Source organism: Undibacterium sp. WLX3042 (assembly GCF_049544825.1).
Lineage (GTDB): Bacteria > Pseudomonadota > Gammaproteobacteria > Burkholderiales > Burkholderiaceae_D > Undibacterium.
Genome location: NZ_CP186698.1, coordinates 677,252 through 701,732 on the forward strand (window position 1 = coordinate 677,252; position 24,481 = coordinate 701,732).

At 46.7% G+C, this 24,481-nt stretch carries 17 protein-coding genes and 1 other annotated feature; of the genes, 8 read left to right on the top strand and 9 right to left on the bottom strand.

Annotated features, from left to right (window positions below; genetic code table 11):
- Positions 1-142: 142 nt before the first annotated feature.
- The 7 genes from ACPAOP_RS03105 to ACPAOP_RS03135 all read left to right on the top strand — a co-directional run bounded on the left by ACPAOP_RS03105 (position 143) and on the right by ACPAOP_RS03135 (position 10,240).
- On the top strand, positions 143-1,153 hold the full coding sequence (locus ACPAOP_RS03105) for a helix-turn-helix transcriptional regulator (protein ID WP_423709288.1): 1,011 nt from the start codon (positions 143-145) through the stop codon (positions 1,151-1,153).
- 136 nt (positions 1,154-1,289) lie between these two features.
- Positions 1,290-2,984 (top strand): dynamin family protein, encoded by a 1,695-nt coding sequence (locus tag ACPAOP_RS03110; protein WP_423709289.1) that lies wholly within the window; start codon positions 1,290-1,292, stop codon positions 2,982-2,984.
- Complete coding sequence (locus ACPAOP_RS03115; protein WP_423709290.1) at positions 2,963-4,486, top strand: dynamin family protein; 1,524 nt, start codon at positions 2,963-2,965, stop codon at positions 4,484-4,486. Before ACPAOP_RS03110 ends, ACPAOP_RS03115 begins: the two co-directional genes overlap by 22 nt.
- 7 nt (positions 4,487-4,493) lie before the next feature.
- Positions 4,494-5,312: a hypothetical protein gene (locus tag ACPAOP_RS03120; RefSeq protein ID WP_423709291.1), complete on the top strand. Its 819-nt coding sequence runs from the start codon at positions 4,494-4,496 to the stop codon at positions 5,310-5,312.
- A gap of 17 nt (positions 5,313-5,329) precedes the next feature.
- Positions 5,330-6,823 (top strand): hypothetical protein, encoded by a 1,494-nt coding sequence (locus tag ACPAOP_RS03125; RefSeq protein ID WP_423709292.1) that lies wholly within the window; start codon positions 5,330-5,332, stop codon positions 6,821-6,823.
- On the top strand, positions 6,820-8,958 hold the full coding sequence (locus ACPAOP_RS03130; protein WP_423709293.1) for a dynamin family protein: 2,139 nt from the start codon (positions 6,820-6,822) through the stop codon (positions 8,956-8,958). The genes ACPAOP_RS03125 and ACPAOP_RS03130 overlap by 4 nt, the downstream gene beginning before the upstream one ends.
- Positions 8,959-9,134: 176 nt before the next feature.
- Positions 9,135-10,240 (top strand): IS3 family transposase gene (locus tag ACPAOP_RS03135; RefSeq protein ID WP_423709294.1). Its coding sequence is split into 2 segments (ribosomal slippage): positions 9,135-9,393 and positions 9,393-10,240, totalling 1,107 coding nucleotides; the frame shifts between segments, so codons are not numbered across the junction.
- On the opposite strand, the gene ACPAOP_RS03140 is transcribed toward ACPAOP_RS03135, so the two are convergent.
- Complete coding sequence (locus ACPAOP_RS03140) at positions 10,226-10,690, bottom strand: hypothetical protein (protein ID WP_423709295.1); 465 nt, start codon at positions 10,688-10,690, stop codon at positions 10,226-10,228. The genes ACPAOP_RS03135 and ACPAOP_RS03140 overlap by 15 nt on opposite strands.
- Positions 10,691-10,779: 89 nt before the next feature.
- On the opposite strand from ACPAOP_RS03140, the gene ACPAOP_RS03145 reads away from it, so the two are divergent.
- A protein-coding gene (locus tag ACPAOP_RS03145; RefSeq protein ID WP_423709296.1) for an IS3 family transposase occupies positions 10,780-12,014 on the top strand; the annotation gives its coding sequence in 2 pieces (ribosomal slippage) (positions 10,780-11,071 and positions 11,071-12,014; 1,236 coding nt in all).
- Positions 11,061-11,177: a sequence feature (AL1L pseudoknot), on the top strand. It overlaps the preceding gene by 117 nt.
- A 415-nt stretch (positions 12,015-12,429) precedes the next feature.
- Here ACPAOP_RS03145 and ACPAOP_RS03150 read toward each other — a convergent pair.
- The 8 genes from ACPAOP_RS03150 to ACPAOP_RS03185 all read right to left on the bottom strand — a co-directional run bounded on the left by ACPAOP_RS03150 (position 12,430) and on the right by ACPAOP_RS03185 (position 24,468).
- Positions 12,430-13,185 (bottom strand): M48 family metallopeptidase, encoded by a 756-nt coding sequence (locus ACPAOP_RS03150; RefSeq protein WP_423709297.1) that lies wholly within the window; start codon positions 13,183-13,185, stop codon positions 12,430-12,432.
- 1 nt (position 13,186) lies between these two features.
- Entirely contained in the window at positions 13,187-16,525 is a 3,339-nt protein-coding gene (locus ACPAOP_RS03155) for a type I restriction endonuclease subunit R (RefSeq protein ID WP_423709298.1), read from the bottom strand.
- Positions 16,464-18,377, bottom strand: a complete 1,914-nt coding sequence (locus ACPAOP_RS03160) for an ATP-binding protein (RefSeq protein WP_423709299.1) — start codon at positions 18,375-18,377, stop codon at positions 16,464-16,466. Before ACPAOP_RS03160 ends, ACPAOP_RS03155 begins: the two co-directional genes overlap by 62 nt.
- Before the next feature lie 75 nt (positions 18,378-18,452).
- Positions 18,453-19,055 carry an SLATT domain-containing protein gene (locus ACPAOP_RS03165; RefSeq protein ID WP_423709300.1) on the bottom strand — a complete coding sequence of 201 codons (603 nt, stop codon included), beginning with the start codon at positions 19,053-19,055 and terminating at the stop codon, positions 18,453-18,455.
- A 5-nt stretch (positions 19,056-19,060) separates the two neighbouring features.
- Positions 19,061-20,359, bottom strand: coding sequence for an SMODS domain-containing nucleotidyltransferase (locus ACPAOP_RS03170; RefSeq protein ID WP_423709301.1), 1,299 nt, complete (start codon positions 20,357-20,359; stop codon positions 19,061-19,063).
- Positions 20,360-20,441: 82 nt separating this feature from the next.
- Positions 20,442-21,680, bottom strand: coding sequence for a DUF6161 domain-containing protein (locus ACPAOP_RS03175; RefSeq protein WP_423709302.1), 1,239 nt, complete (start codon positions 21,678-21,680; stop codon positions 20,442-20,444).
- Positions 21,677-22,885 (bottom strand): restriction endonuclease subunit S, encoded by a 1,209-nt coding sequence (locus ACPAOP_RS03180; protein WP_423709303.1) that lies wholly within the window; start codon positions 22,883-22,885, stop codon positions 21,677-21,679. Before ACPAOP_RS03180 ends, ACPAOP_RS03175 begins: the two co-directional genes overlap by 4 nt.
- Complete coding sequence (locus tag ACPAOP_RS03185; RefSeq protein WP_423709304.1) at positions 22,882-24,468, bottom strand: type I restriction-modification system subunit M; 1,587 nt, start codon at positions 24,466-24,468, stop codon at positions 22,882-22,884. Before ACPAOP_RS03185 ends, ACPAOP_RS03180 begins: the two co-directional genes overlap by 4 nt.
- Positions 24,469-24,481: the final 13 nt, after the last annotated feature.

The window sequence follows — 24,481 nt, forward strand, 5'->3', positions numbered from 1 at the left end:
ATCTACACGTCAGAGGACAGTCCAAATAGTCAAATAAAGTATTAAAATTGAAAAATTAAATTTTTATTAATTTTGACAATTTGATATATTTGCTTAAGTTAAACGTCTCGTGAAACACGAAGACTCGCACAGAAAATATTTCATGCAAAACCAATCAAATATAAATACCCAAAAAAAGAAACAAAAACAAACAAGCAAGCCCGAGAGCATTACTCTTCCTCTCGAACTATTAAAGAGGATCCCCAGAAACAAGAAAACAACGACAGCGGAACTTCAAGAGCAGCTCGCCTCAATAGGGCATCATCGAACACTTCGTGCTATACAGCGCTGCCTGAACAAACTCAGTACCGATTTTGATATTGAATGTGACAATCGCACCAAACCATACGGTTACCGATGGAAAGAACAGGCACGCGGATTGAATCTTCCTGTTTTAAGTGGGCAAGAATCTCTCCTCTTGGCATTGGCGGAGGAACATTTACGGCATTTATTGCCGACCAGCCTGTTTAAATCTATGGAGAATTTTTTTGCGCAGGCTCACAGCAATCTAGGATTGCACACGCAAGCCAAACAAGAGAGAGAATGGCTTTCAAAAGTCCGGGTGGTAAGCACCACCCAGCCTTTGCTCCCCCCACAAATCGAGCCCAATGTGCTGGAAGAAGTCAGTAACGCACTTTATGAAAACAAGTTGTTAGATATTGAATATCAAAATGCAACAGGTAAGCGAACCAAAGCCAGAATTATGCCGTTGGGTTTAGCCCAACAAGGAACTCGACTTTACCTGGCTTGCCGTTTTGCAGACTACAACAACGAACGTAGCCTAGCGTTACATCGCATTCTTTCTGCAAATGCAACGTCTTTTATTTTTCAGCGCCCCGCTTTTGACTTGGAAAAATATGATGCAGATGGTCGGTTTGGCTTGGGGAGTGGTACCCCCATACGACTGAGTTTTTTGATAGATAAAGCAGCCGGACTTCACTTACTCGAATCCCCTCTATCAGAAGATCAACAGGTCGAAGTGCTAGAGAAACATTTCAAAATCACCGCAACGTTAGTTGATACGGCTCAATTAGAAGCTTGGTTACTTGGATTTGGCAATCAAGTTTGCGATGTGCATCGTCAAAAACTCGCGCGCGAAGATAGTCAAACCTGAATTTGATAACTTTGATCGTGTGCGACGTATATTGTCGCAACAGAATGATTTAATTTACTTCAGAAAATTTATTCAGTTCACAGCGTTAATGCACTTACAAGAAATTTAGACTCACTGACTTTATATAGGATTCCCCATGTTCCCAATACAAAAGCAAGTACTTGAATTTTTGCCTACAGTACAACAACTGTTTTTAAAGCACAAATACTCGCAAGATAAGCTAACAAGTATTGAAAAAATGACGCGTCATTTCTTTGTACGGGTTCCTTTAGTTGGTGCTTTTAGCTGTGGGAAATCGAGCTTATTGAATGCCATTATTGGTGAAAATTTATTCGCAACCAGTATTGATCCACAAACTGCTATACCGGCCGAACTCAGCTATGGCGCATCAGAGACTTTCACGGGCTATAAAAAGAGTGGTATTGCAGAAACTGTTAGCAGAGCGCAAATTCAGGAAAACCAACTCTCTCAATTTCAACCTGAAGGTTGGTTAGACATACAGTTGCCGAATGAAAAACTTGCCGCATTTCCCCACCTGCGACTAGTCGATATGCCAGGATGGGACTCTGGCAATGACGAACATATCAATGCCATTGATGCCTACGCAGCACGCAGCTTGGCTTATTGTATTGTGGTCAGCGCAGAAGAAGGCACCTTGCATGAAAGCATACGTAACGGTTTGAAAGAGCTCAATCTGCAAGGTATGCCAATAATTACAGTCATTAGCAAATGCGATAAAAAACCGGCAGAAGATATTGATGCGATTGCTTTACAGGTTAATGCTGAAATCAAAAAACTTATCGATAAAGACCCGTTAGCCGTCGTCAAAGTGTCGTCGCGCAAAAAAGATATCTCCAATTTTTTGCAAGCCCTTGGTGATCTGGAAAAATCAGCACAACCCCTATTTGTACAAAATGTACTGAAGCCTTTTTTGTCTGAATTGCGCCAGTTCTCTGGCTATCTCGATACGCTCATTAACAGAGATGACTTAGACTCGGCACAAATTGCTTTGCAACAAGAACGCATCGCGCAAGAAATACATCATTTTGAACAGAAATTAGAAGAAGAGACGCAGCGTCTCGATCAATCGATACCAAGCGTTTTAACACAAGTACAAAATCGGATCGAATCTGATCTGATTTCACAATTAGAAAGCCTCACCAGCATTGCCCTGCGTAATGGTGATCTGAACTCACCCATAGCACAAAGTCTTCGCCTGTCGATGAGCGCAGCACTTAAAGAAGAGTATGAACCTCGGTTACATCGTTATTTCGGAAAAATAGCGGAAATTGTGCCAAACCAATTCAAGATCGATTTAAGATTGCCTGAAACTCGCACAATAGAAACGGATCCAACCACTGCAGCATCTCATGAATTAGGGAAAGGGGTTGCGGTCGTCGCTCTTACTAAACTCGTTTCAAAAATTCCACATCCAACAGTCAAAGCTCTGGCGGTTTTTATAGCCCCACTCGTGGAATTAGCCTTCAACATTTTTAAATCTTCAGCGCAGAAAGAATTAGCTGAGGCGCAGCGCCGTGAAGATATGCGCCAACAGATACTCAACCACATCATTCCTCAAGTGATGACAGACAACAAAGAACGCCTGCGAGAAGGCCTACACCAGCATCTTCAACAGATCAAAACGGGTATCCAAGCAGAGGTTGAGCAGCAACGCCAATCGTTGCAAGCTGCCCTATCCGAATTAGAAGAGCAACTGGCAAAAGGCAAAGAATCTTTTGACAAAATCAGCTCGATATATCAGACAGAGCAAACGAGCATATTGAATATGATTCAAACACTGGAGCAAGCATGCGCGACTCAACAGCTGTAAGTCCAGATCAAATCAGTGCTCGTTATGCACTGCTTTGCAGAGCTACACAAATTAAACCAAGTAATGCGCGAGCACAAATTATTGAAGAAAAACTTGATGCGCTCCAGAAACTGTTACAGCACGATCTACGCACATTAGCGCGTCGCGGCAGTCCAGATAACTTTGCTGATATTTATCATGCTTTAGAGCAGGAATTGACAAATTTACGTGAACTCTGCGCCTTTCCTCATTTGGCTGGAAAAGTAACGATTGGCTTTGGGGGGGCATTTAGTGCGGGAAAATCCTCCCTCATTAATGCCATCCTCGGACAACGCCTTTTAGCAACCGAAGTGGATCCCACTACATCCTTGCCTACCTTTTTATTAAAGGGTGATGAAGATCAAGTCCTTGCCTTGAACTTGCATCGGCACTGCATTAATTTGACGCATGAAGAATTTCTTAGTCTTACCCATGATGAAATGGATATTTACGGGAGTTCGGTGGCAAGTTTGTTACGCGCAGCATTTCGCACACAGATTAATTTTCCATGGGAAAATTTAGCTCTGATTGATACGCCCGGCTACTCTAAACCGAATACGGATACCTATAGTGATCGTACCGATGAACACGTGGCAAGAGCTCAGCTCAATGCGGTACAAGCCATCGTTTGGGTAATTTCTGCCGATGCCGGGACAATTTCAGAAGATGACCTGCAGTTCCTTGGCTCGTTACGTCCAGACATTCCACGCCTAGTTGTCATTAGCAGAGCAGATAAAAAACCCGCTCACGACATCGCGAACATCACTGCACTTATCAGTCGCACATTAGTAGAACGCAACCTGCCTGCCCTCGCGGTCATTCCTTTTTCTAATCGGAATAAGTCAGAGTTTCCACTGGCACCAATACTTGCGCAGTTAGATACATGGAATACCGCTCCCAAAGAAATCCAAATCGCTCGTAATTTTAAGCGACAGTTCATGCACTACACCCGTTTTATTACAGAACAACAACGCATCTCTCAACTGCACATAAATCGGCTCAATCGCATCTTAGCCTTAGCTGACACGAGCGACATTCAAGACGATGCAGAAGAATTAAGGCAAAGTGTGAAAGCAAGGCATACAGGATTAAGTCAGCTCGCCGATGAACTCTATCAGCTACAACAGCGTTTCTTTACCATGCTGGCAAATGTTGGTGAAAGTGTTGACATCAATCTTCCTGAACCTGCAGAAATTGACATGATCGAATTGCAACAAGTCAATTTACTCAAAATGTTGCGCGAAATACGTGAATCCTCTGGTGACAGCGAACCTGATTATCTGCGCTACTGGCGGAAACTGGAAGGTGAAATCCCCAAAGAAAGAATGGCGCAACTGATGCGTCGTACGGCATATCGGCACCTTGCGAAAATTCAGCGCCTGTCCGATGTAGATCATGCATTCGATGTTCAACCAAGCGCATTATCAAAACTTGCGACATTACTGCAGCAACAGAGCAAATCTATTATGACGAACATTGGGTAAGAAAAATATGTCTGGAAGTACACTTAATACAAAGCACTTGATACGGGAATTAGATGCGTTAAAGCCGGATATGTTTCCTTTACATCCACATGCATTAAGTAAAGCAGATTTGTATATCAAAGAAATGTACGCCCGAATGCTGGCAGCAGTGTTATTGGTTGATGGGAAAGTCAGCGAAACCGAACATCGTTTGTTTGGTATGTTACTTCGTTCTCTGGATCTTCTTCAAAGCCAAGCAACGTTCATCGAACAAGCTGTTGCGTTAGATAGTGCGCAACTCCGTGCATTTATGCGCGTAATAAAAGAGACAAAAGCAGAAAGTTGCTTTGTTGTAGACGCCTTGGTTTTGTGTCGTGTAGAAGGACAGTTATCCAATCTGCAAACTCAACTATTGACGGAGTTTTTAGATTTTTTCCAGTTACCAGAGCATGAGGTAGCGGCACTGCTTTTTTGGGTAGCAAAAATATTGAATCTTCCGGTTGAAATTGATATTCCTGAGACTGCGCTACAAAAACTCTCAATAAAGCAATTTAAAGACTCAAACATAAATCTAACCGAATACTCTCTTGGAAAAATTTATGTCCAACGTGGAGAATACGTCACGGCGGGTCAAAAAGTTGTACGGTTAATCTTGAATAGAGACCAAAGAATTTTGCACTTTTCCCTATCCAGTCAGGAGCAAGTCAGACCAGTCATTGAAAGCAACTACGCGGGCCTAGTTTATAGCGTCCATCTAAAAATTGGTGATGCCTTAAAAGCCAATCAAACAATCGCCATGATTCTCCCATTTAATTCGGCTACCAATGCTTGGCTAGAATTTATTTAATGTAAGGTGCACAAACAATGACGCAGGACTTAAAACTAGCTTCAATCGTACTGTTACAAGAATTGGATCACATTCAACTAGAACGCGCTCAGCTCCAGAGTCATAATGCCAACGCACTCAATAAGCAAGAACGCCTGATCTATGCAGGCATGATCGCGAACGTTTTAATCGCGGATGGTGAACTCTCGGAACAAAAAAGCCGTCTCTTTCAACTGTTATTAAACGCTCTGAACCTTAACGGGCAAATTGATCGCGTCTTCGACACAGCGAAACACATCAATAAACAGTATTTATTTGATTTCTTTGAAATTTTAGAACAGCATCAACTCAAACGAAGTTTTTTTGTCGATGTAATCGTATTGTGTCGTTTAGATGGAAATCTAACGTTATCTCAGCAAAAGATTTTGGCTGAACTGATCGAAGCACTGACGATATCATCCGGCGATATAGAGTTAATTCAAACGATTGTCGCTTGCATACTGGACTTGAATGCCAATCCTATTTTAAGTAAGGCCACAGATCTGGAGGATATCCGATGCTGGCATGAATTTCTGTATCGCCCCCTGACCAATGAAATAGTGGCTCAAGGTATATCGGGTGGATTTTGGATTGTGGATAACGCTATCTGCATCAACACCGGATGGCAAATGGAAAATGCATATTGTCGCTTTACAAAAACAGGGAGCATTGTCAGTGAAAATGGGCAGGAAGTTAAAATTCAACACTGCAAGCTTTTCAGCCCAGTGATGAGCTTCAGTAACACACGTGTAATGATTCAACATTGCCATGTTGCCATGCCATTAATAGATTTTAGCAATTGCACAAGGGTTGCTATTTCTGATTCAAAAATTCAAGGGGTCTATGCCTCAGCTGATAAAACCACGGCAATGAAGCTTTATAGCGTCAGCTCGGCTTCGTTCAAATCACTCCATGTCACGACAACAAATGCGAGAGCATTTTATCTGTATAACTCCCCAGGGAATTTCGACAGTTGTGACTTTGTGGAGTGCGGTCATCCGGATTTAGTAGGCGGTGCAATTGCCTTTAATGGAAGATACTCCGAACTGAATGTAAAAGAATCGACGTTTAATCGATGCATAGCAAGAATTGGTGGCGGTATTAAAATTAATGCACTGCACACCAACACAGTAAGCAATTGTCAGTTTTATGACTGCGTTTCATCAGCAAAATTTCTGCAAGACGACAATCAATGTTGGGACAATACCCTATTGGGTGGTGGTGGAATTTTTTCCGATGAAATTACCAGCAATATTTCAGATGCTATTTTAGATAGTAGATTTGAACGATCAACAATTAACTTAGGCATAATTCACATAGCCAACAACAAGTTAATAGTACGCTGTACATTTAATAATGCCAATTTCACTTATAAATGGCCTCACTCATTTATCGTCAGTAAAGATTCGATTTTTAGTAACATCGATGAAGCAAAAAATATCCCTCTATTCAATCAACTAGAACACCAAGCTTGGTGGAGCCAATACGAATGAGTAATCCAACATTAGTAAACCGGCTAACTCAATTATGTCAGGATCTGAGCGTCTGGGAAAACCGCCATTTTCAATCCGACATCGCCAAAATTAAAGAACTGAAAGCCGATTTACAAACGAAACTGGATCGTTTTTCTCAGCAAGAGCAAGTGCTCAGCATAGGCATTATTGGTCAGGTTAAGGCAGGTAAAAGCAGCTTTCTTAATGCCTTGCTGTTTGGCGGCCATCCAGTTTTACCCGAAGCAGCAACACCGAAGACGGCAAATCTGACCAAAATCTCATATGGTGAACAACCACTCTTAGAAGTCCTTTATTACACCCCAGAAGAGTGGCAAGAAATCGAACGCTTAGCCTCCGGCGACGGCGAGCATGATGAGGCAAAAGTCGCAAGAGAATTATGCAAGATGATGGAAGGTAAGGGAGTTGATATTGCTTCTGTTCTGTCCCAGCAGCAGGCTAGTTTTCCCGCCCAAGATGTAACGGATCTAACTCGGATGATGAACGACTATGTGGGTGAAAATGGTCGTTATACCGCATTAGTCAAAGCAACCCATCTTTATTTCCCTATCAGAGAATTAAAAGGGTTGCATGTAGTAGACACACCCGGGATGAATGATCCGGTTCAAAGCCGTACCCAACATACCAAAGAGTACATGGCCAGTTGTGATGTGGTTTTTTTCCTGTCACGTTGTTCGCAATTTCTCAATGAATCAGACATGGATTTGTTGATGCGTCAGTTACCTTCCCGAGGTGTTAAACGCATTATTTTGGTTGCTGGTCAATTTGACTCTGTTCTGCTAGATGACGGCTATGATCGTGAGTCCTTAGAAGTAACCGAGAAAAACATCCGACAACGAATAATTGCTCGCGCATCGAAAGAGTTGGAAAACGTAGCACTGGCGAGAGAGGAACAAGGTGCTGAGTATGCAGAAATCGCCGGTTTAATGCGCGGCATGAAAATACCTGTCATCGCCAGCACATATGCACACGCTTTTGCTACATCACCACAAGAACAATGGAGTGATGGAATGCGGCATATTTTTTCTGAGCTGACAAACCTAGCGAAAGATCAATGGAGTTCTTATCAAATTTCTCAAGAAGACTGGGAGCGTATCAGCAATTTTGATACATTGACTAAAGCGTACCAGACTGCAAGGCAAGATAAACAAGCATTATTGGACGCACAAAAACAAGCACTAATTCCTGAAATTCATCGTGGATTACAAGAAAATCTAAATAGTCTTATTGAGAAGATTGAAGATCGAATCAAACAATTAAGTACGAAGGATTTGGGAGAATTGGAAACTGCCCAAGCGCAGTGCCAAAAGCGCTTACACAAAATCACCAGCAGTCTCAAACAAGAATTAAGTAAAGCTAAAATTGATGCCGATACCACTCGTCACGCCATGTTAAATGAGCTGCAACAAGGCTTGGCTGCTTTTTCTAAAATCAAATCGCGCACTGGCACTGAAACGATAGAGACTTACTACGAAGTTAGCACCTCAAGCTGGTGGAATCCATTTTCTTGGGGTGATACTAAACGAGTATATTCCACGTCAAGTCGCAGCTATGATTACTTTGCAACTGCGGATGCCGTAGAAAAAGTAACTCACTATAGCAATGACAGTGTCGGCAACTTACAGCGTGCATTTAATCGAATGATTAATCCTAAACTGCTAAAAGAGAATCTGCGTACCGCCTTACTGCAGGAATTAAACACCAGTGATGCTAATTTTGACCCAGGGCACTTTCGCAGTGTGTTAAGTGATACGTTAGATCAACTCGCGTTACCTAGCCTTGAATTGAATTTAGGAGATACAACTGAAGCAATCACGAAAAATTTTAGCGGAGAAATTCGTGGCAGTGCTGATGCCGATAAACTGCGTGCGGCGTTGCAACATGCTTTAGAAATGGTATTGACAAAACTGTCTAAGGAATTTGATGAAAAAGTGAATGCTTTATGTATAAAGCTCGAATCTATCAGTAATTCATTAGCTGACAAATTATCGGAACGCTTACAAAATGAATTATCGGCATTGCGTAAGGCCTATGCGAATAAAGAGAATGAAATAAAAACTTATGAAGCAATACTGACGGTAGCTAAACAGTATCATTCATCAACCCAACCGATCTGACAACGAAATTTCTCTCATTAAATAGATCTGGTCTTAAGAAAAAATGTGCTGTGCGGGTCAGAACTGGGATGGAAAACCATTCCGGCTCTGACCTGTAAAACTCGTATCCCTGTAACTGACCTGCTCCCCGAGTTTAGTACGGTAATAATGTAGAGTTTGCCCTGATGGAGGCAAACATGAAGAATCGATTCACGGAAGAGCAAATCATTAGTGTCTTAAAAGAAGCTGAAACCGGTGTGAAAGTGGCAGAGATTTGCCGTAAACACGGAATCAGCGATGCGACTTATTACAACTGGAAGGCGAAATTCGGCGGGATGACGGTCTCAGAAGCGCAGAGGCTCAAGACACTGGAGGCTGAGAATGCCCGGCTAAAGCGGTTATTGGCGGAAACGATGCTCGATAACGCTGCACTCAAGGATGTTGTTGGCCGAAAGTGGTAAGCCCACAAGCCAGACGCGACACTGTTTCCTATGTCATGGCAACTCACGGATTAGGCATCACGCGTGCTTGTGGGCTGATCGGTATTTCCAGGTCGTTGTATCGATATGAATCGACTCGCCCGAGAGACGAGGAGTTGTCCAAACGATTGACTGAGCTCGCCGGCCAAAAGCGCCGCTATGGCTATCGACGCCTGCATGTGTTGTTGTGTCGCGAAGGCTGGTTGATTAATCACAAACGTACCTATCGGGTCTATCATGATGCTGGCCTGATGGTACGTAGGCGAAAACGTAAACGAATTGCAGGCATTGAACGAAAGCCGAAAGTAATAGCTCTAGCACCGAATCAAAGTTGGTCAATGGACTTTGTCTCGGACGGATTTATTGACGGGCGAAGGCTACGCTGTTTGAATATCGTTGATGACTTCACAAAACAATGTTTGGCAATAGAAGTAGATACATCGCTACCTGGACGTCGTGTTGTTACTGTTTTAGAACGGCTTGCAGAAAGTCGAGGATTGCCAAGATCGGTGACTGTAGATAACGGGCCTGAATTTATTAGCAAAGTACTTGATGAATGGGCGTACCGAAAGCAGCTTCAATTACGCTTCATCGAACCGGGCAAGCCTCAGCAGAACGCCTACATTGAAAGTTTTAACGGCAAGTTTCGGGATGAATGTTTGAATGAGCATTGGTTCTTATCAATGCGTCACGCAAGAGAAGTCATTGCAGCTTGGCGTCAGGAATATAACGAAGAGCGTCCGCACAGCTCACTTGGTTATCTGACACCAAATCAATTTGCAGATAGTTTTTTAACCGCAGACTCTATGTCAGTTCCGGACTAAATTGGGGAGCAGGTCAATCGTATTACAGCTAAATCCTTTGCTGGATGGTGCAGGAATGACTTTGGCTGCATTGCTAAGTGGGAAAGTGTAACTCTGTTTCCCTACTTTCACGACGGCATTACCTTTGCGCAATGCATTGATAAGAGCAATGAAATTATTTTCACCAACCCGACTATTCGCATCAAATGGCCCTTCAAACGTTATGCCATTGGCAGTGATTGTAAAAGCCTTGGCTGCCGCATTTGTATTGATGTTGTAAAACGAAACACTAGACATTGCATCCGCGCTACCGTCTTTAGTCGGGCAACCGATATAAAGGCGCATCCCACTCAAATCAATAAAATATTCCAGATTCCCCTGACCGTATCCTTCAGTCCAACGTCCTTCCGCTGCCAATGTTGGCAATGACGCGCAGGCAGCCAGGAGAGTTACTAAGATTGTTTTTTTCATGGTTTATCCTTTACTAACTCGATAGTAATTATGTAATTTTGAACCGCCCCGGATTTGATGGAGGCTCCAACTCTTGAGAGAATGGAGCTATGAACAAGAAATCAAACAAATTTTCGCCGGAAGTCCGGGAACGCGCGGTCCGTCTGGTACGGGAGCAGCGCAATGAGCATCCTTCACTGTGGGCAGCAGTCGAGTCGATTGCAGTGAAGATCGGCTGCACGCCGCAAACCCTGCATGAATGGGTGAAGCGTGACCAGATTGACCAGGGTGAACGCGCAGGCGTGACAACCGATGAGCGTGAGCGACTCAAAGCCTTGGAACGGGAAAACAAGGAATTGCGGCGTGCCAACGAAATCCTGAAGCTGGCGAGCGCGTTTTTCGCCCAGGCGGAGCTCGACCGCCGGTTGAAGTCCTGAAAGCCTTTATTGATCAGCATCGCGACACCTTCGGGGTCGAGCCGATCTGCAAGGTTTTGCGGATCGCCCCGTCCGGTTATTGGCGCCACGCGGCGCAGCTTCGTGATCCTTCGAAACGATGCACCCGGGCTAAGCGCGATGCGAGTCTGTGCCCGGAAATCAGCCGGGTCTGGCAGGCTAACATGCAGGTCTACGGCGCGGACAAGGTCTGGAAGCAGATGAATAGGGAACGCATAGCCGTCGCTCGCTGCACGGTGGAACGTTTGATGAAGCGGCTGGGTTTGCAAGGTGCCGTTCGCGGCAAGCGAGTTCGGACAACGATTCCGGATGCGGCCGCCTTGCGACCGCTGGATCGGGTAAATCGGCAGTTTACGGCTGACCGGCCAAATCAGCTGTGGGTGTCGGACTTTACATATGTTTCGACGTGGCAAGGCTGGCTGTACGTAGCCTTCGTGGTGGACGTGTTCGCCAGACGCATTGTCGGCTGGCGGGTCAGTTCGTCGATGACCACGGATTTCGTCTTGGATGCGCTTGAACAGGCGTTGTATGCCCGTCAGCCCGCTGGCAACGGAACTTTGATCCATCACTCCGATAGGGGTTCCCAATACCTCAGCATTCGCTACAGCGAACGGTTGGCGGAAGCCGGTATTGAGCCATCGGTTGGTAATCGGGGCGACAGCTACGACAATGCGTTGGCTGAAACGATCAACGGCTTGTACAAAACGGAATTGATTCATCGCCGCACCTGGAAAACTCGGGAGTCTGTCGAGTTGGCAACTCTGGAATGGGTGGCCTGGTTTAACCACCATCGGCTGATGGAACCACTCGGCTATATCCCACCAGCTGAAGCTGAGGCAAAATACTATCGGCAACTTAATATCGATGCCGCTGAAACCGCATTAACTTAAACCAAACAGCCTCCACGATTTCCGGGGCGGTTCATTTGAATAACTATTCATACATCTTCGTAATCACAAACTGGTATTTCCTATTTCAGATCTGCTTTCTTGATATGTGCTATATAGGAGCCCAAAGCTGCACTAGCAATAACGCCAGTAAAAAAAGCGATTGTGAATGCAGCGAGACTTTCTAGTGGTGATTGGTTGTTTCCCATGAGGTATGCCTTATGTAATGACTAGAGAATTTATGTCATACAAACTATGATGTTTTTTGACATGAGTGCAATGTAACAAAGGCCTGCGTCAAAATGCGTCGTATGGATATGCTCATCCCCCGCAGTGTCACTGCCATGGATAAGAAAATTTATTATGTGTAATGTTTAAAGCAGAAAGCTTAAATGGGGGTGTTTGCAGGTCTAGTCCACTAATAAATCAAATTACATGCCATTCCGTCCAATCGCTTCTTCACTTTCCCCCAGTTAGGCATGACTTGCCCTAATAGTCGGTAGAAGCGTTCACTGTGGTTATGCTCGGCCAGGTGGCATAGCTCATGCAAAATCACATAATCAATGCAATCCCTTGACGCTTTCACCAGATGAGGATTGAGTGTTAGCCGGCCAGCAGGCGAACAACTCCCCCATTGGGTTTGCATAGTTAAAATTCGTAGTGGTGGTTTTTCGCCAACCCACAAGGCTTGCGCATGCAACGCCTCCAATCTTCGGGAAAAAACTTCCCTAGCCCGTAATTTGTACCAATCAGTTAGCAGCGCACTGATTTTTTCCACGGATTTTTCCCGAACGTTCACTTCGATCTTTCCACGAAGCAGTTTGACCGTTGGTTTTTCTGCAGGGTTTTCGATTACTTTCAGTACATACTGTTTACCCAGATAATAGTGGCTTTCGCCACTTATGTATTGCCGGGGACGCACATACTTGAGACTGGAACGAAACTCGCGAAGTTGCTGATAAATCCATCGTGCGCGTTGTCTGGCAGCAGCAATGACTTGCTCATCGCTGGCCGTTTCGGGCGCACTGATTTGCACGCGACAATCCGGCAACACTTTGATCAGAATTTTTTTGCTTGCCTGTGTACGCGCCAAGCGCTCGAAACTGATCTGCTCATCCGCATAGTTGAACGAAAGACGGACTTTAACATGCTCATGCTGTATAGCGACGTTCACCTCATACTCCGGACGCATTCAAACCGACGCGAGTAATTTGCACCACCCATTCCACCAGCACTTTGGCCTGATCCATACCCGCACCAATCGCCTTACACTCACTGAATAACAAGGGCAGCAATTGTTTGCGAATATTCGCTTCGATATTCTGCGGATTGATGGAATGTTCTCCGACAGTCTGCTCAACCAGCTGATCAATTTTAAACGCCAGTGCCACCCATTTATCTTGCACCTGCGCATCGTCCAGCTCAAACACCCTTGGCAGCGTTTTTGTGAAAAGGCCGAAATAGGCCTGTGCATGGCGATTACCGGCGAAAGCGTCCGGCATGTGATCCAGCTGACGCCGGGTCACTTTCTGCTCAAACTCATGAAACAGCAGGTATTGCTTTAACGGATGATCAAACAGCTTTTCCGCCTCGGCAATTGCATCGCGCAGCAATTTAGAAAACGCTTCCTGCGCATACGGATCATCGCGCAAATCCTGCTCAATCATCCTTGCCACGCGGGTTTTGATGATATCGGTTTCATTGCGGGTTTTATCTTCTGACCAGTCCTCCGGTTTGGGTTGACTGCCCATTTTACCGACTTCATAGATGCCGACCGGCTCGCGCACTTCCACACCTACGACGTGCTTATCGAGCAGTTTTTTCACCTGCGCCGCATAGTCGTCGTAGTTAATAGTTTTGCCTGAATCCTGCTTCACCAACTGGCGCAGGCTGGAAAATTGCTTCACGGTTTCTTTGTAATGCTGACGATCAGCGTCGCTAAAACTGGTGTCCTCAAAGAAGGTCGCAGACTGCAGTGCAACCTTCAGGCAGCTAGAAAATTCCGTCAACGCTTCGTAGAAGTCATCGCGCACTTTTTGGTTCACGTCGATTAGCTCGCCATGACGTTCTACGGTTTTCGGGATGAGTACTTGGCGCAGTTGTTCTATGTCGTTCTTATTTTTGACACCCTCAAAAATCGCCCAGAGCTGCTTGTACAAGCGCGGCAGGCGCTTGTACTGGGTGCTCATCGGGTTATACATGCCAGCGATATCGTTGATGTCGTAGCCGCCTTGAGTGCGCGAGGCCAAGTCCTGATACTTGGCAATGGTGGTATCCAGCTCGGCCAGAATGCCGCGATAGTCGATCAGCAGGCCGAACTTTTTCAGCGGATGCAGTCGGTTAACGCGGGCAATTGCCTGAATCAGATTGTGTTCTTTCAGCGGCTTGTCGATGTACAGCACGGTGTTTTTCGGTTCATCAAATCCGGTCAGCAATTTATCCACCACAATCAGCAATTTCAGCGACTCATCCTTATCGAAGCGCTCGATTACCTGTTTTGTATAAACCTGCTCATCCTGAGAACCTACATTCTGTTTCCACCATTGTGTCACCTCCGGAATCGACGCTTCATCCACCTCAGAATTACCTTCGCGGGTGTCCGGGGCACTGATCACCACGGCAGATTCAAATAAACCGGCCTCATCCAGATACTTTTTATACTTAATGGCCGAAGCCTTGCTATCGCAAGCGAGCTGCCCTTTTAAACCCGCGCTGATGTTTTTATCAAAATGCTCTGCAATATCGCGGGCAATCAGCTGAATGCGATCATCGGCGCGGTACAACTCACCGCGTTTGGCATATTTTCGTTTCAGGTCAGCCTTCTGCTCATCCGTCAGGCTGGTAGTAATACGCGTGAAGCCTGCATCAATCGCTCTGTCATTAATATCCAGATCCGGGATGCGCTCTTCGTACAGTAGCGGGGTAACGGCTTCGTCTTCCACCGCACGCTGCATGGTGTAGGCATGCACAATCGGGCCGAATTTGCTGGTGGTTTTATCGTCTTTCAGTAGCGGCGTGCCGGTAAAGGCCACGAAAGCAGCATTGGGCATTGCCTGTTTCATACGGATATTGCTTTCGCCACCCTGGCTGCGGTGGCCTTCATCAATCAGCACAATGATGTCAGGGCTGGTATTCACACATTCCGGCAGCTTGGTTGCGGTATTGAATTTGTGAATCAGCGAAAAAATAATCCGCTCGGTGCCGGTACTAATCTGTTCTGCTAGGCGCTTGCCCGAGGTAGCCAGCGCGGCTTCTTTGTCTTTCTTGCTCGACAACTCGCCACCAGAAGCAAAGGTTTTGGAGAGCTGGCTTTCCAGATCCACGCGGTCGGTTACCACCACAATGCGGCATTGCTTGAGCGAATCGTGCAGGATCAGCGCCTTGCTCAGGAACACCATCGTGAACGATTTTCCTGAGCCCGTAGTATGCCAGATCACACCGCCTTCGCGCCCACCATCGGCGCGGCGAGTATTGATGCGGGCGATCAGCCGCTTGATGCCAAACACCTGCTGATAGCGAGCGACGATCTTGCCGACCTTTTTATCGTACAGTGTGAAGTAGCGCACCAAGTCTATCAGACGGGAAGGTTTCAGCAAGCTGATCAGCAATTTATCCTGCCCTGTTACCGCCAGCTCACCACCAGCCAGCAGCGATTGAAACCAGGCCAAATCCCTGGCTGGGCGATGATTAAACAGGGTATCGGTCTGTAGCTGGCTCAGCGTCATATTTTTGATCGCAAGCATCTCAGCATCAGAGATATCCTCTTCGCGCCATGCTGCGAAAAACTTCTCCGGCGTGCCGCAAGTGCCATAGCGGCCATCGCTGCCGTTGATGGATAAAATCAGCTGGGCATAGGCAAACAGGCGTGGTATTTCATCGTGGCGCTGATTGCGCAGTGATTGCGAAATTCCCTCGGCAATGGTCGGGCCTTTTTTGGCATTACCATCGGGGCGCTTGGCCTCGATTACCACCAGCGGAATGCCATTCAAAAAGCACACGATATCGGGGCGGCGGCTATCAATGCCGCCCGTGCGCGTTACGCTGTACTCCTCGGTAAACAGGAAGCTGTTATTCTCTGGCGTTTCCCAATCGATTAGCGCAATGGTCGGGTTGGCCTTTTTACCATCGACAAACTCGGTCACCGAAATGCCGTACAGCATGTGGTTGTAGAGCTTTTCATTTGCCAGCGCGAGGCCTTCATTTAATGCTGGGCTACATACTTCCGCGATTAGCTTATCGACTGCTTTATCCGATAAAGCCTGTTCACGTCCCTCGAAGCGAAAGCGCCGCGTTTGCAAAACCTGCCGCAGCTCATCGCGCAGCACCACCTCATCCTGCTTGCCACCGCGTTTGGCTAAGGCCACCTCGGGCGGCAGGAATGTCCAGCCAAGGTTGGTGAGTAGCGTCAGCGCGGGGATTTTGGCGCTATATTCTTCCTGGAATTTGGGCGTGTTATTCATATACAGTAATTCCCTGCTCGGCCAGCCAGGCGCGGCCAGCAGCGGTAGTGGCATAGGCTTGCTGCGGATGATTAACCACTTCGGGGTAACTGTACTGCAGCAATTTTTCTTGCTCGCGCAGCAAGCTCAAATGCTGGCTTTTGAGAGCTGTTACCTGCCGATTGCCAAGCCGGGCGGCCAGCTCTTCCGCGGTATGCGATCGAATGGCACACAACCAGATAATGACTGGCCACAGCTTTTCACGACGTGGCTTTGTGCCAAGAGTAGCCATCGCTGCGAGCAGTTCTGGGGGGAGGTCACTCGCATCGCCCCTAAGGTCACTCGTATTTGAGTCGAGGTCACTCGTATTTGGAGTGAGGTCACTCGTATCCACGCCATCAAACAGCGGCAATTCCGGCAAATTGCGCAATTGGTAGTAGGTGGCCGAGCTGGCCCCACCCTGCACCAGGAGCTCACGTTGATGATGTAATTTACGCAGCACCTGGCTGGCCGACAGCGTATCGAGCCCCGTAATGGCACGCAGGCTGGCGTTATCGACTGCGCCTGTTTCTCGCGCCAGAATCAGCGCCTTGGCTTCGTCATCATTTAACCCAAAGTAGCTAAATTGTTGCAACCACTGCAATTGCTCGGTATCCATCAATTGATGCAGCAGATACGTTGCAGTAAACAGATTGCTCTGGCTGCTGCTGGCAAAAACGGGGGCAGTCAATCCAGCATTCTCTAGCAAGCGTCGCATCGTGCGGATGCCAGACCCTTTAGTTTCTGCGAAGTCCAGGTCATACAGAACTGAAGCAATGCAGGGGTTGCGCTGAATCGAGCCCATTTCACCGAGTAATGCATTGGGTTTGAGCGAATAGCCCGCGTTGCGGATTTCCAACCGGTTACTGTAGCGCACCACCAGAATGGGCTGGTTCACCTGATAATCGCGATGCATCACCGCATTTACAATCGCCTCTCGGATGACCTTCTGCGGTAGCAATGGCTCATCGCTGCGCTGGGTATCCCCTTCCCGCAAGCGAAAATGCCTTGGCATATCGTCCAGAATGGCTGCTTCCAGTTTCGGGATCAGCCGCAGCAGAGGCTCTCGAATATCCAGCGTAGTGGCAAAGCGTTGCTCCGGATCTTCCACCCATTGCGTACCAACAATGCGCACATAGTCCACACGAATAGCGGGCAGCAAGCGGCGCAAAGCCAGTGGTTTACCCAGCAGCAGTAAACCCGCTACATTAGGCAATAACTGCCCATTTTGCCGTTTGACCAGATTCAAAGCATGTAGCATTTCCTCGTCACTGGCCTGCAACTCCTCGGCATGGGGCCGAACTTTTTGACGTAAAGCGCGATACAACGCAATGGCAGCTGGGTCGAGATCTTCCCACTCGGCCTCAGCGGGTACCACCTGCTCGAAGCTAGTGCCGGCTTTGGCCAGCAGAATCGGCTCCAGCTCCTGCTGGCTGCACTCGTAATCGCCATTCAGTCCACGCCGCCAGATGCCGGATTTGCGTTTGTTCTTGCTATCGTACTTGCCTTTAAAAACGCATGGCTTGGCAGCTGGGATCAGCTCTGGCACAAACACAATCAGTACCCGTTGGCCTTCCAGCAATACGGCCTCGCCCCGGACCGGAATTGGCTGCTCGAACTGATCGCGGCAATGATGCTGCAAATCCCCCAGCAACTTATCGCTATCGGTCACTCCAGCCACCCAGAATTCAGCATGTGCGTCATCCGGCTCGGCCACGCCCAGCATCAGAAAGCCACCGCCCAGACCCGGCTCATTGGCAAAAGCGCACACCGTCTGCATCACTGAATCACCCGCATCACGCCCCAGTTTGGCCTCGATACGCGGGTGCTCATCCAGCTCACGTAACTGCTGCAAGAGTTCTTCGGGGGTAAATTCCATGTCGTGCATATCAGTAGCTCGAAAATTGTTGATGTTCAGTTGTTCGGTTAAGCCGAACAACTGTTCTAGTTGAAATCGGGGAACTCAACCTTTCGCACAAATTGCGTGCAGGAGATTGGTTTCGTTAGCGATAGCAACAATGGTCAAAATGATCAAAAGTGCGCAGAGCATGAGTGACAGGGGGATTTTGTCTCTGAAAAATCTAAATTTCAATTGCTCATCAACCCAATCAATCTGATGCTCCCAAAAAAATTTATAATGCGCGTACCAATTACTAAACATAATTTGGTGATGCATACTTAGGTTGTTATATTCGTTTTCTAGCTGTTCGAGCTCTGCAATATAAGGATCGAGTGCGCCTTGTTCAGCCTTAACCTTGCCAGACAAGATTTTCAATTTATTAAATAATTTTGTTAGTTCAACCCCCGTTTTGGCATATTCACCCTTCTTTGCATCGTAGAAGGTAATGTACATCCCAACGATACCCAAAATAATGAATGACGCCGAGAAAAACTTTGCATTCAGCGCCTCAAATACCAAAGCATAAACACCAAACGCCAGTGAGATAAAACTAATCAAACCAGGCATTTTGGCAACAATGTCATACGTGGCAAAATTCTTTTTTGCACCAAACCCCACGTTGTAGGCCGTTTGTGCAATATGTTTTAGTAAATCGTCTTTATTCATGATTTTCACTCAATTGGGACTTCAATTCGGTTTCTGGCAATGACCACATTGTTTTTAATAACATAGCATTCAACAATGTGATCTCCTCTGAAATCAGTCTTCTCAATTCGTTGAAATTTGCCATCATCAAGAATTATTTGTCCTCGGATGCAATTTCGTCTTTCAGCTTCCGCGCCTCGATTAAGAATCTTCCACTTAATAAAGTATGAGCCATCAATGTCTTTCGGAGTGGCCTTGAATTTTAATTGCTTATTTATCAAAAGAGGTGCATTTATGGAGAGTAGATGACGCAGTGAGCGCACCATAAATCCATCCTGAGAAACATCACAATCAAGGTCTACATCGTATCGAACATCGATCGGATGCTGATCTTCAATAAACTCTTCAGTATCGTTCCATGACCTTGTGCTAGCTTTCTCAGTGGCAACTGCGGGTTTAGCAGGGAATGGTTTGCCATAAACCTTTTTCCATTTTGCGTATTCGGCGTCCGTACCGTCGGCTTCTATTGCAGCCAAGCATGCTTCGTATGCTTTTTTTGCCTGTTTCTGAAACCGTTTTTTCACTTTGACATCTTGACCACTACCCAAGGCTTGGTAATGATCTTGGTTTGGCTGATCCATTAGGTATTTGAAGAAGTCGCGGCTTAGCCTGTCGTAATAGGTATAGCTTTTATCATCGTAATAGTCGGTCGATTTTAAAAAGTTGTAGGCCAGTGTATCAATTAAAAGCCCCCCCATTCCAACGCCATGCTCGTTTTTCCAAGCCCTAGCCATCTTGCACAGCTTGCGTAGATTTTTATTTTTTTGATCTACGAATTCCTTCATTGCTGCAATTTCTTGCCTTGGCTTTGTAATTCTCCAGCTACCGCCATTGTAGGTATCTGGGTATTTGAAGTAACTCTGGTCGTTGGCATCAAATTCTTCAAATACTGGCTGAACTTCAACATGGAAATTGGTATAGGTCACAGTAACGACCAAACGATCAACACGAATATCGGTTTTAGGGTAACGAGCTTTAATCGCATCCCTTGTGGCATTCAGCAGCTTAGTTTGACCACCCGCTACGTTGTAAGTGTCCCACTCACTTTTTGGCATGATGTAGAGCATGTCCAGATCAGAAATACCCTTGATCCCGGTGTATCGACCATACGAGCCGACTTGCAGACTATTCGCCGTTTTAGAGTCAGTGTCTCGAAATTTTTGATTCAGGCTGGCAGTAATTTCGGCATATCGATAGCTGATGTCATCAGCATTGTCGATTTGGATATTGCTTAAAAAATCTTGGAACATCGTCGATACAGACATCATTACTCCTCTGATTAATCATCCACAGCCTAATTTCGCGTAAAGCACATAGCAAGACTTGAAATACGCACATACACAAAACTCAACCCTTACCAACCGCTGCCTTAGCCAAATCAATCCCCGGCATCGTTGGGCCGCTTTCATTGGCGAGCAGGCCTGTTTCCGAGCGGCTGAATAGTGCTTGCAGCACGATTTCGCGTGATTTTTCATCCACAGCTGATTCGTTAGAAAGGGCCAGATATAGATAGGTCAACTGCTCTCGCTCTTCTGCATCACGCATCAGATGGAACGCGCTGAAGACGAGGCGAGATAGGGTTTTAAGCAGGAAGGCGTATACAGCCGCAATCGAGCCGAATAGCACCACACCTTGCAGGCTATTGAGCTGCAAGGGTAGTTGCTTGCCCTGTAACCATGTCACAAAAAATTCGTGGAAGTACACCAAGCCAAGAAGAATCGCAGCCACTATCGCCAGCGCCCACAAGGCGCCTTGTATTCCATAGCGTTTCGCAGCCTTAGCCCAATATTCGGCTGGCTTTTCCAAACGCAGCTTCTCTTGGTACATCGCCTCTAATTCGCCTACCCGTTTCTGCCACCCCATCAGTTTTTCATCCATTTGGGCTAGGCTATTGGTAAAGTGCTCATCATTTTTGCGAACGATGGCCTTGTTTAAACGTTTTTGGGCGAGAAATCGGCGATTGCTTTGTATTCTATGCTGCAGATCCCAGTTACGGATGTCTTCTCGTACCGCATCCGTTTCGCCGAACAACTCATTGCGAGCGTCTACATACTGCGTGCGTAGCCGTTCCAGCGAGTCCGCTTCGCTTTTACTACGTTGCAGGATTTCGGAGCCCTGATGCTGGAACTCATACCCGAACATATAGCCCTTAAATGAATCAGCGTAGCCAATGTTGGTCGTCGAATTTCGTGCCAAATAGTCAATAAATGCTTGTGCTGCTAAAGCTCCATATTCGGCAAAGCAATCTAAATACGCAGCGACATAGGGCTGACCACTCCATAGCCAAGCGCTCTGAGTGCTGGGGAAGTAATTTTGAATCGCCCAATTCAATTGCGCTGTGAAAGCGGCTTCTTCAAGCCCACTCCATGAAGGCAAATTAGCATCCACTTGATTGAGAAAGTGCCTCAATGTTGGGCCGATATTCACATAGGCTTGATTGATGGCGCGATCGCCTAGCCTTTTTTGAGCAGCTTCCCAAAAAGTGGTTTCGGCCTCAATAAATCCACGAAAGGCTTGGTAACTATCGAAGCGAGCAACGTAGCCAGCAATGTCTATGATTTGAACACTTATCCTGCGGTCGTTCATGCGGCCTCCGCCTCAGCCACTTGCACGCGGCGCTTGCCGGTGAGCAAGGCTTGCATCAGGGCCTTTTTCTCTTGCTTCAGGCCGTCGAGCTGGGAGATTAAGTTATCAATTTCGTTTTGACTGTTCAGCAAAACCGAGGCAATTAGATTTTGCTCTTCAATTTCGTCAGGAAGACGCACACTGATCGTTTTTAAATCACTGCCATACAGGTGAATAATCGTAATGCCTTGAGCTCTTGATGCAATGTCGTATTTTTTAATATGTGTGAGTAAATGGGCCATGAACTCGGCGTTCATTTTTTTCTTAGGGCGCAGGACATTGATATCCCCTCCTAGTAAAACATCGTCTTCCAAAATCGCGGTGGCGTTTGCCAAATCAATTCCACTTGTCGTCGTCGAAGACGGAATTAGAATATCACCCGTTTTGGATGGCAGACCATCATTTGCTTGTGTTCTGCTCACGACACTGGAAATTACCTCGCCATATTTTGTGTAAAGCTCTCCATAAAGAACACATTTACTACCGTCTTCACACAAAGCATCCTTAGACAAACCTTTGCCTTTTTTGAAGTCAAATAAATTGCTTAGCTCATACGTTTTCCACTCCCCATCAAACCCCGGAAAGCGTCTTTTGCCGGTGAGCAGTTGTTGCATCAGGGCTTTTTTCTGCTGGCGGGCGAGGTCGAGAAGGCGCTCGGTGGTGGCGATGGCCTGATCCCAAGTCGAGAGGATTTGGGCGATTTTCTTTTGCTCTGTTAGCGGCGGGAGCTGAACGGGCACCTTGCCAACAAGTTTAAACGAAACCGCTGGCATAGTTGAGGAAGTCGAATTACCGAACAGGAAATGTTTAATTTTTTCTTGACGAAGATACACCCAGAGAAAATCTTTCGAAACCTCTTTCTCGTTGGGTATTACTCTAAATAAATTATTAGCAATCGCACCAGTTAGACCTCTGACAAGGTCGCCTGCACCTGCGCTCCCATAACGAATCATACTAAGGTCATCATTGGATACTAAAAATTTATTACCTGGATTCTCTATGTATCGAGGAATTTCCTCTTTGTTGACGAAATCGCTTATGCGAAGAAAACGCACATAACCTTCATTATCTGTATTGAATTGCTTATCAACATCAATCTGGATGCCTTGTGAGAATGTTGCCAAGTCTTCGAGGCTTTTAAGAGTCCATCCCATTGGCTGTTTCATTCACAACCTCCGGCACCTACTGCATCTGGCTCCAATTGATTCGAGGTGTCAGCACTTGAATTTGCATCGTATCCCAATTCGAACAAATACTTCGCCATCTCAGTTTCCAGCGCATTCAATTGTGCTTTCAGCTGTTCGCGCTCGGCACGTACCGCCAGCAGGTCAATTTCTGCCTCTTCTTCAAAGGTATCGACATAACGCGGTATGTTCAGATTGAAGTCGTTGTCTTTGATCTCGTTAAAGCTCGCCACATAAGCGTATTTCTCAATGCTCTGGCCTTCACGGTAGGTGGTGACGATTTTGGCGATGTTGTCATCGGTTAGCACGTTCTGGTTCTTACCGGCTTTGCAATCGCGGCTGGCGTCGATGAATAGCACGTTGGTGTCCGATTTCTGCTTGCTGAAAATCAGGATCGCAGCCGGAATTCCGGTGCCGTAGAACAGTTTTTCTGGCAGGCCGATGACGGCGTCGAGCAGGTTTTCTTCGATCAACTTTTGACGAATCGCACCTTCGCTGCTGCCACGGAACAGCACACCATGCGGCACCACCACGCCCATGCGGCCGCTACCGGGTTTCAGTGTTTCGATCATGTGCAGGATAAAGGCGTAGTCGCCCTTGGTTTTGGGCGGAATGCCACGGCGGAATCGGCTGTATTTATCGTTTTCTGCTTCGTCATGCCCCCATTTTTCAAGGCTAAACGGCGGGTTGGCGGTAACGATGTCGAACAGCATCAGCTCGCCATTTTTATCCAGCAGCTTGGGGTTGCGGATGGTGTCGCCCCATTCGATTTTGTGGTTGTCTTCGCCATGCAGAAACATATTCATCTTGGCCAGAGACCAGGTCGAGCCGATGGCTTCCTGCCCGTACAGCGCGTAGTTTTTGCTGCCGTAATTGCTAACGACTTTGCGACCACACTTCATCAATAGCGAGGCTGAGCCGCAGGCGGGATCGCAAATGGTGTCGCCCGGTTGCGGGTCGAGCAGCTCGGCAATCAGTTCGGAGACTTCAGGCGGCGTATAAAATTCGCCGGCTTTCTGACCTCCGCTGGCGGCGAAGTTTTTGATCAAAAATTCATAGCCGTTGCCGATGATATCGAGTGCCCCGACGCGACTAGGCTTAAGGTTGAGTTCAGGCTTGGCAAAATCTTCCAGTAGGTGGCGCAGGATAGTGTTTTTCTGCTTTTCTTCGCCCAGCTTGTCGGTGTTGAAGCTGATGTCCTGAAAGACGCTTTTGCCAGCATCCTTGAGTTTGGTACCGTTGGCTTCTTCAATCGCGTGCAGTGCCTGATCGATGCGCTCGCCGTTGCCGGGCTCGTGACGACGCTCGTACAGCTTGTAGAAACTAGCTTCTTTGGGCAGCACAAAACGCTCGTTTTTCAGCATTTCTTCGATCAACTCAGGTTCATCACCATATTCGGCTTGATAGCTGTCGTAATGGTCCTGCCATACATCGCTGATGTATTTGAGGAACAGCATGGTGAGCACGAAGTCTTTGTAGGTGTCGGCGCTGATGGTGCCGCGAAAGGTGTCGCAGGCCGCCCACAGGGCTTTATTGATGTCGTCCTGATTGATCTGGTCTGTCATGGTGCTTCCTTGG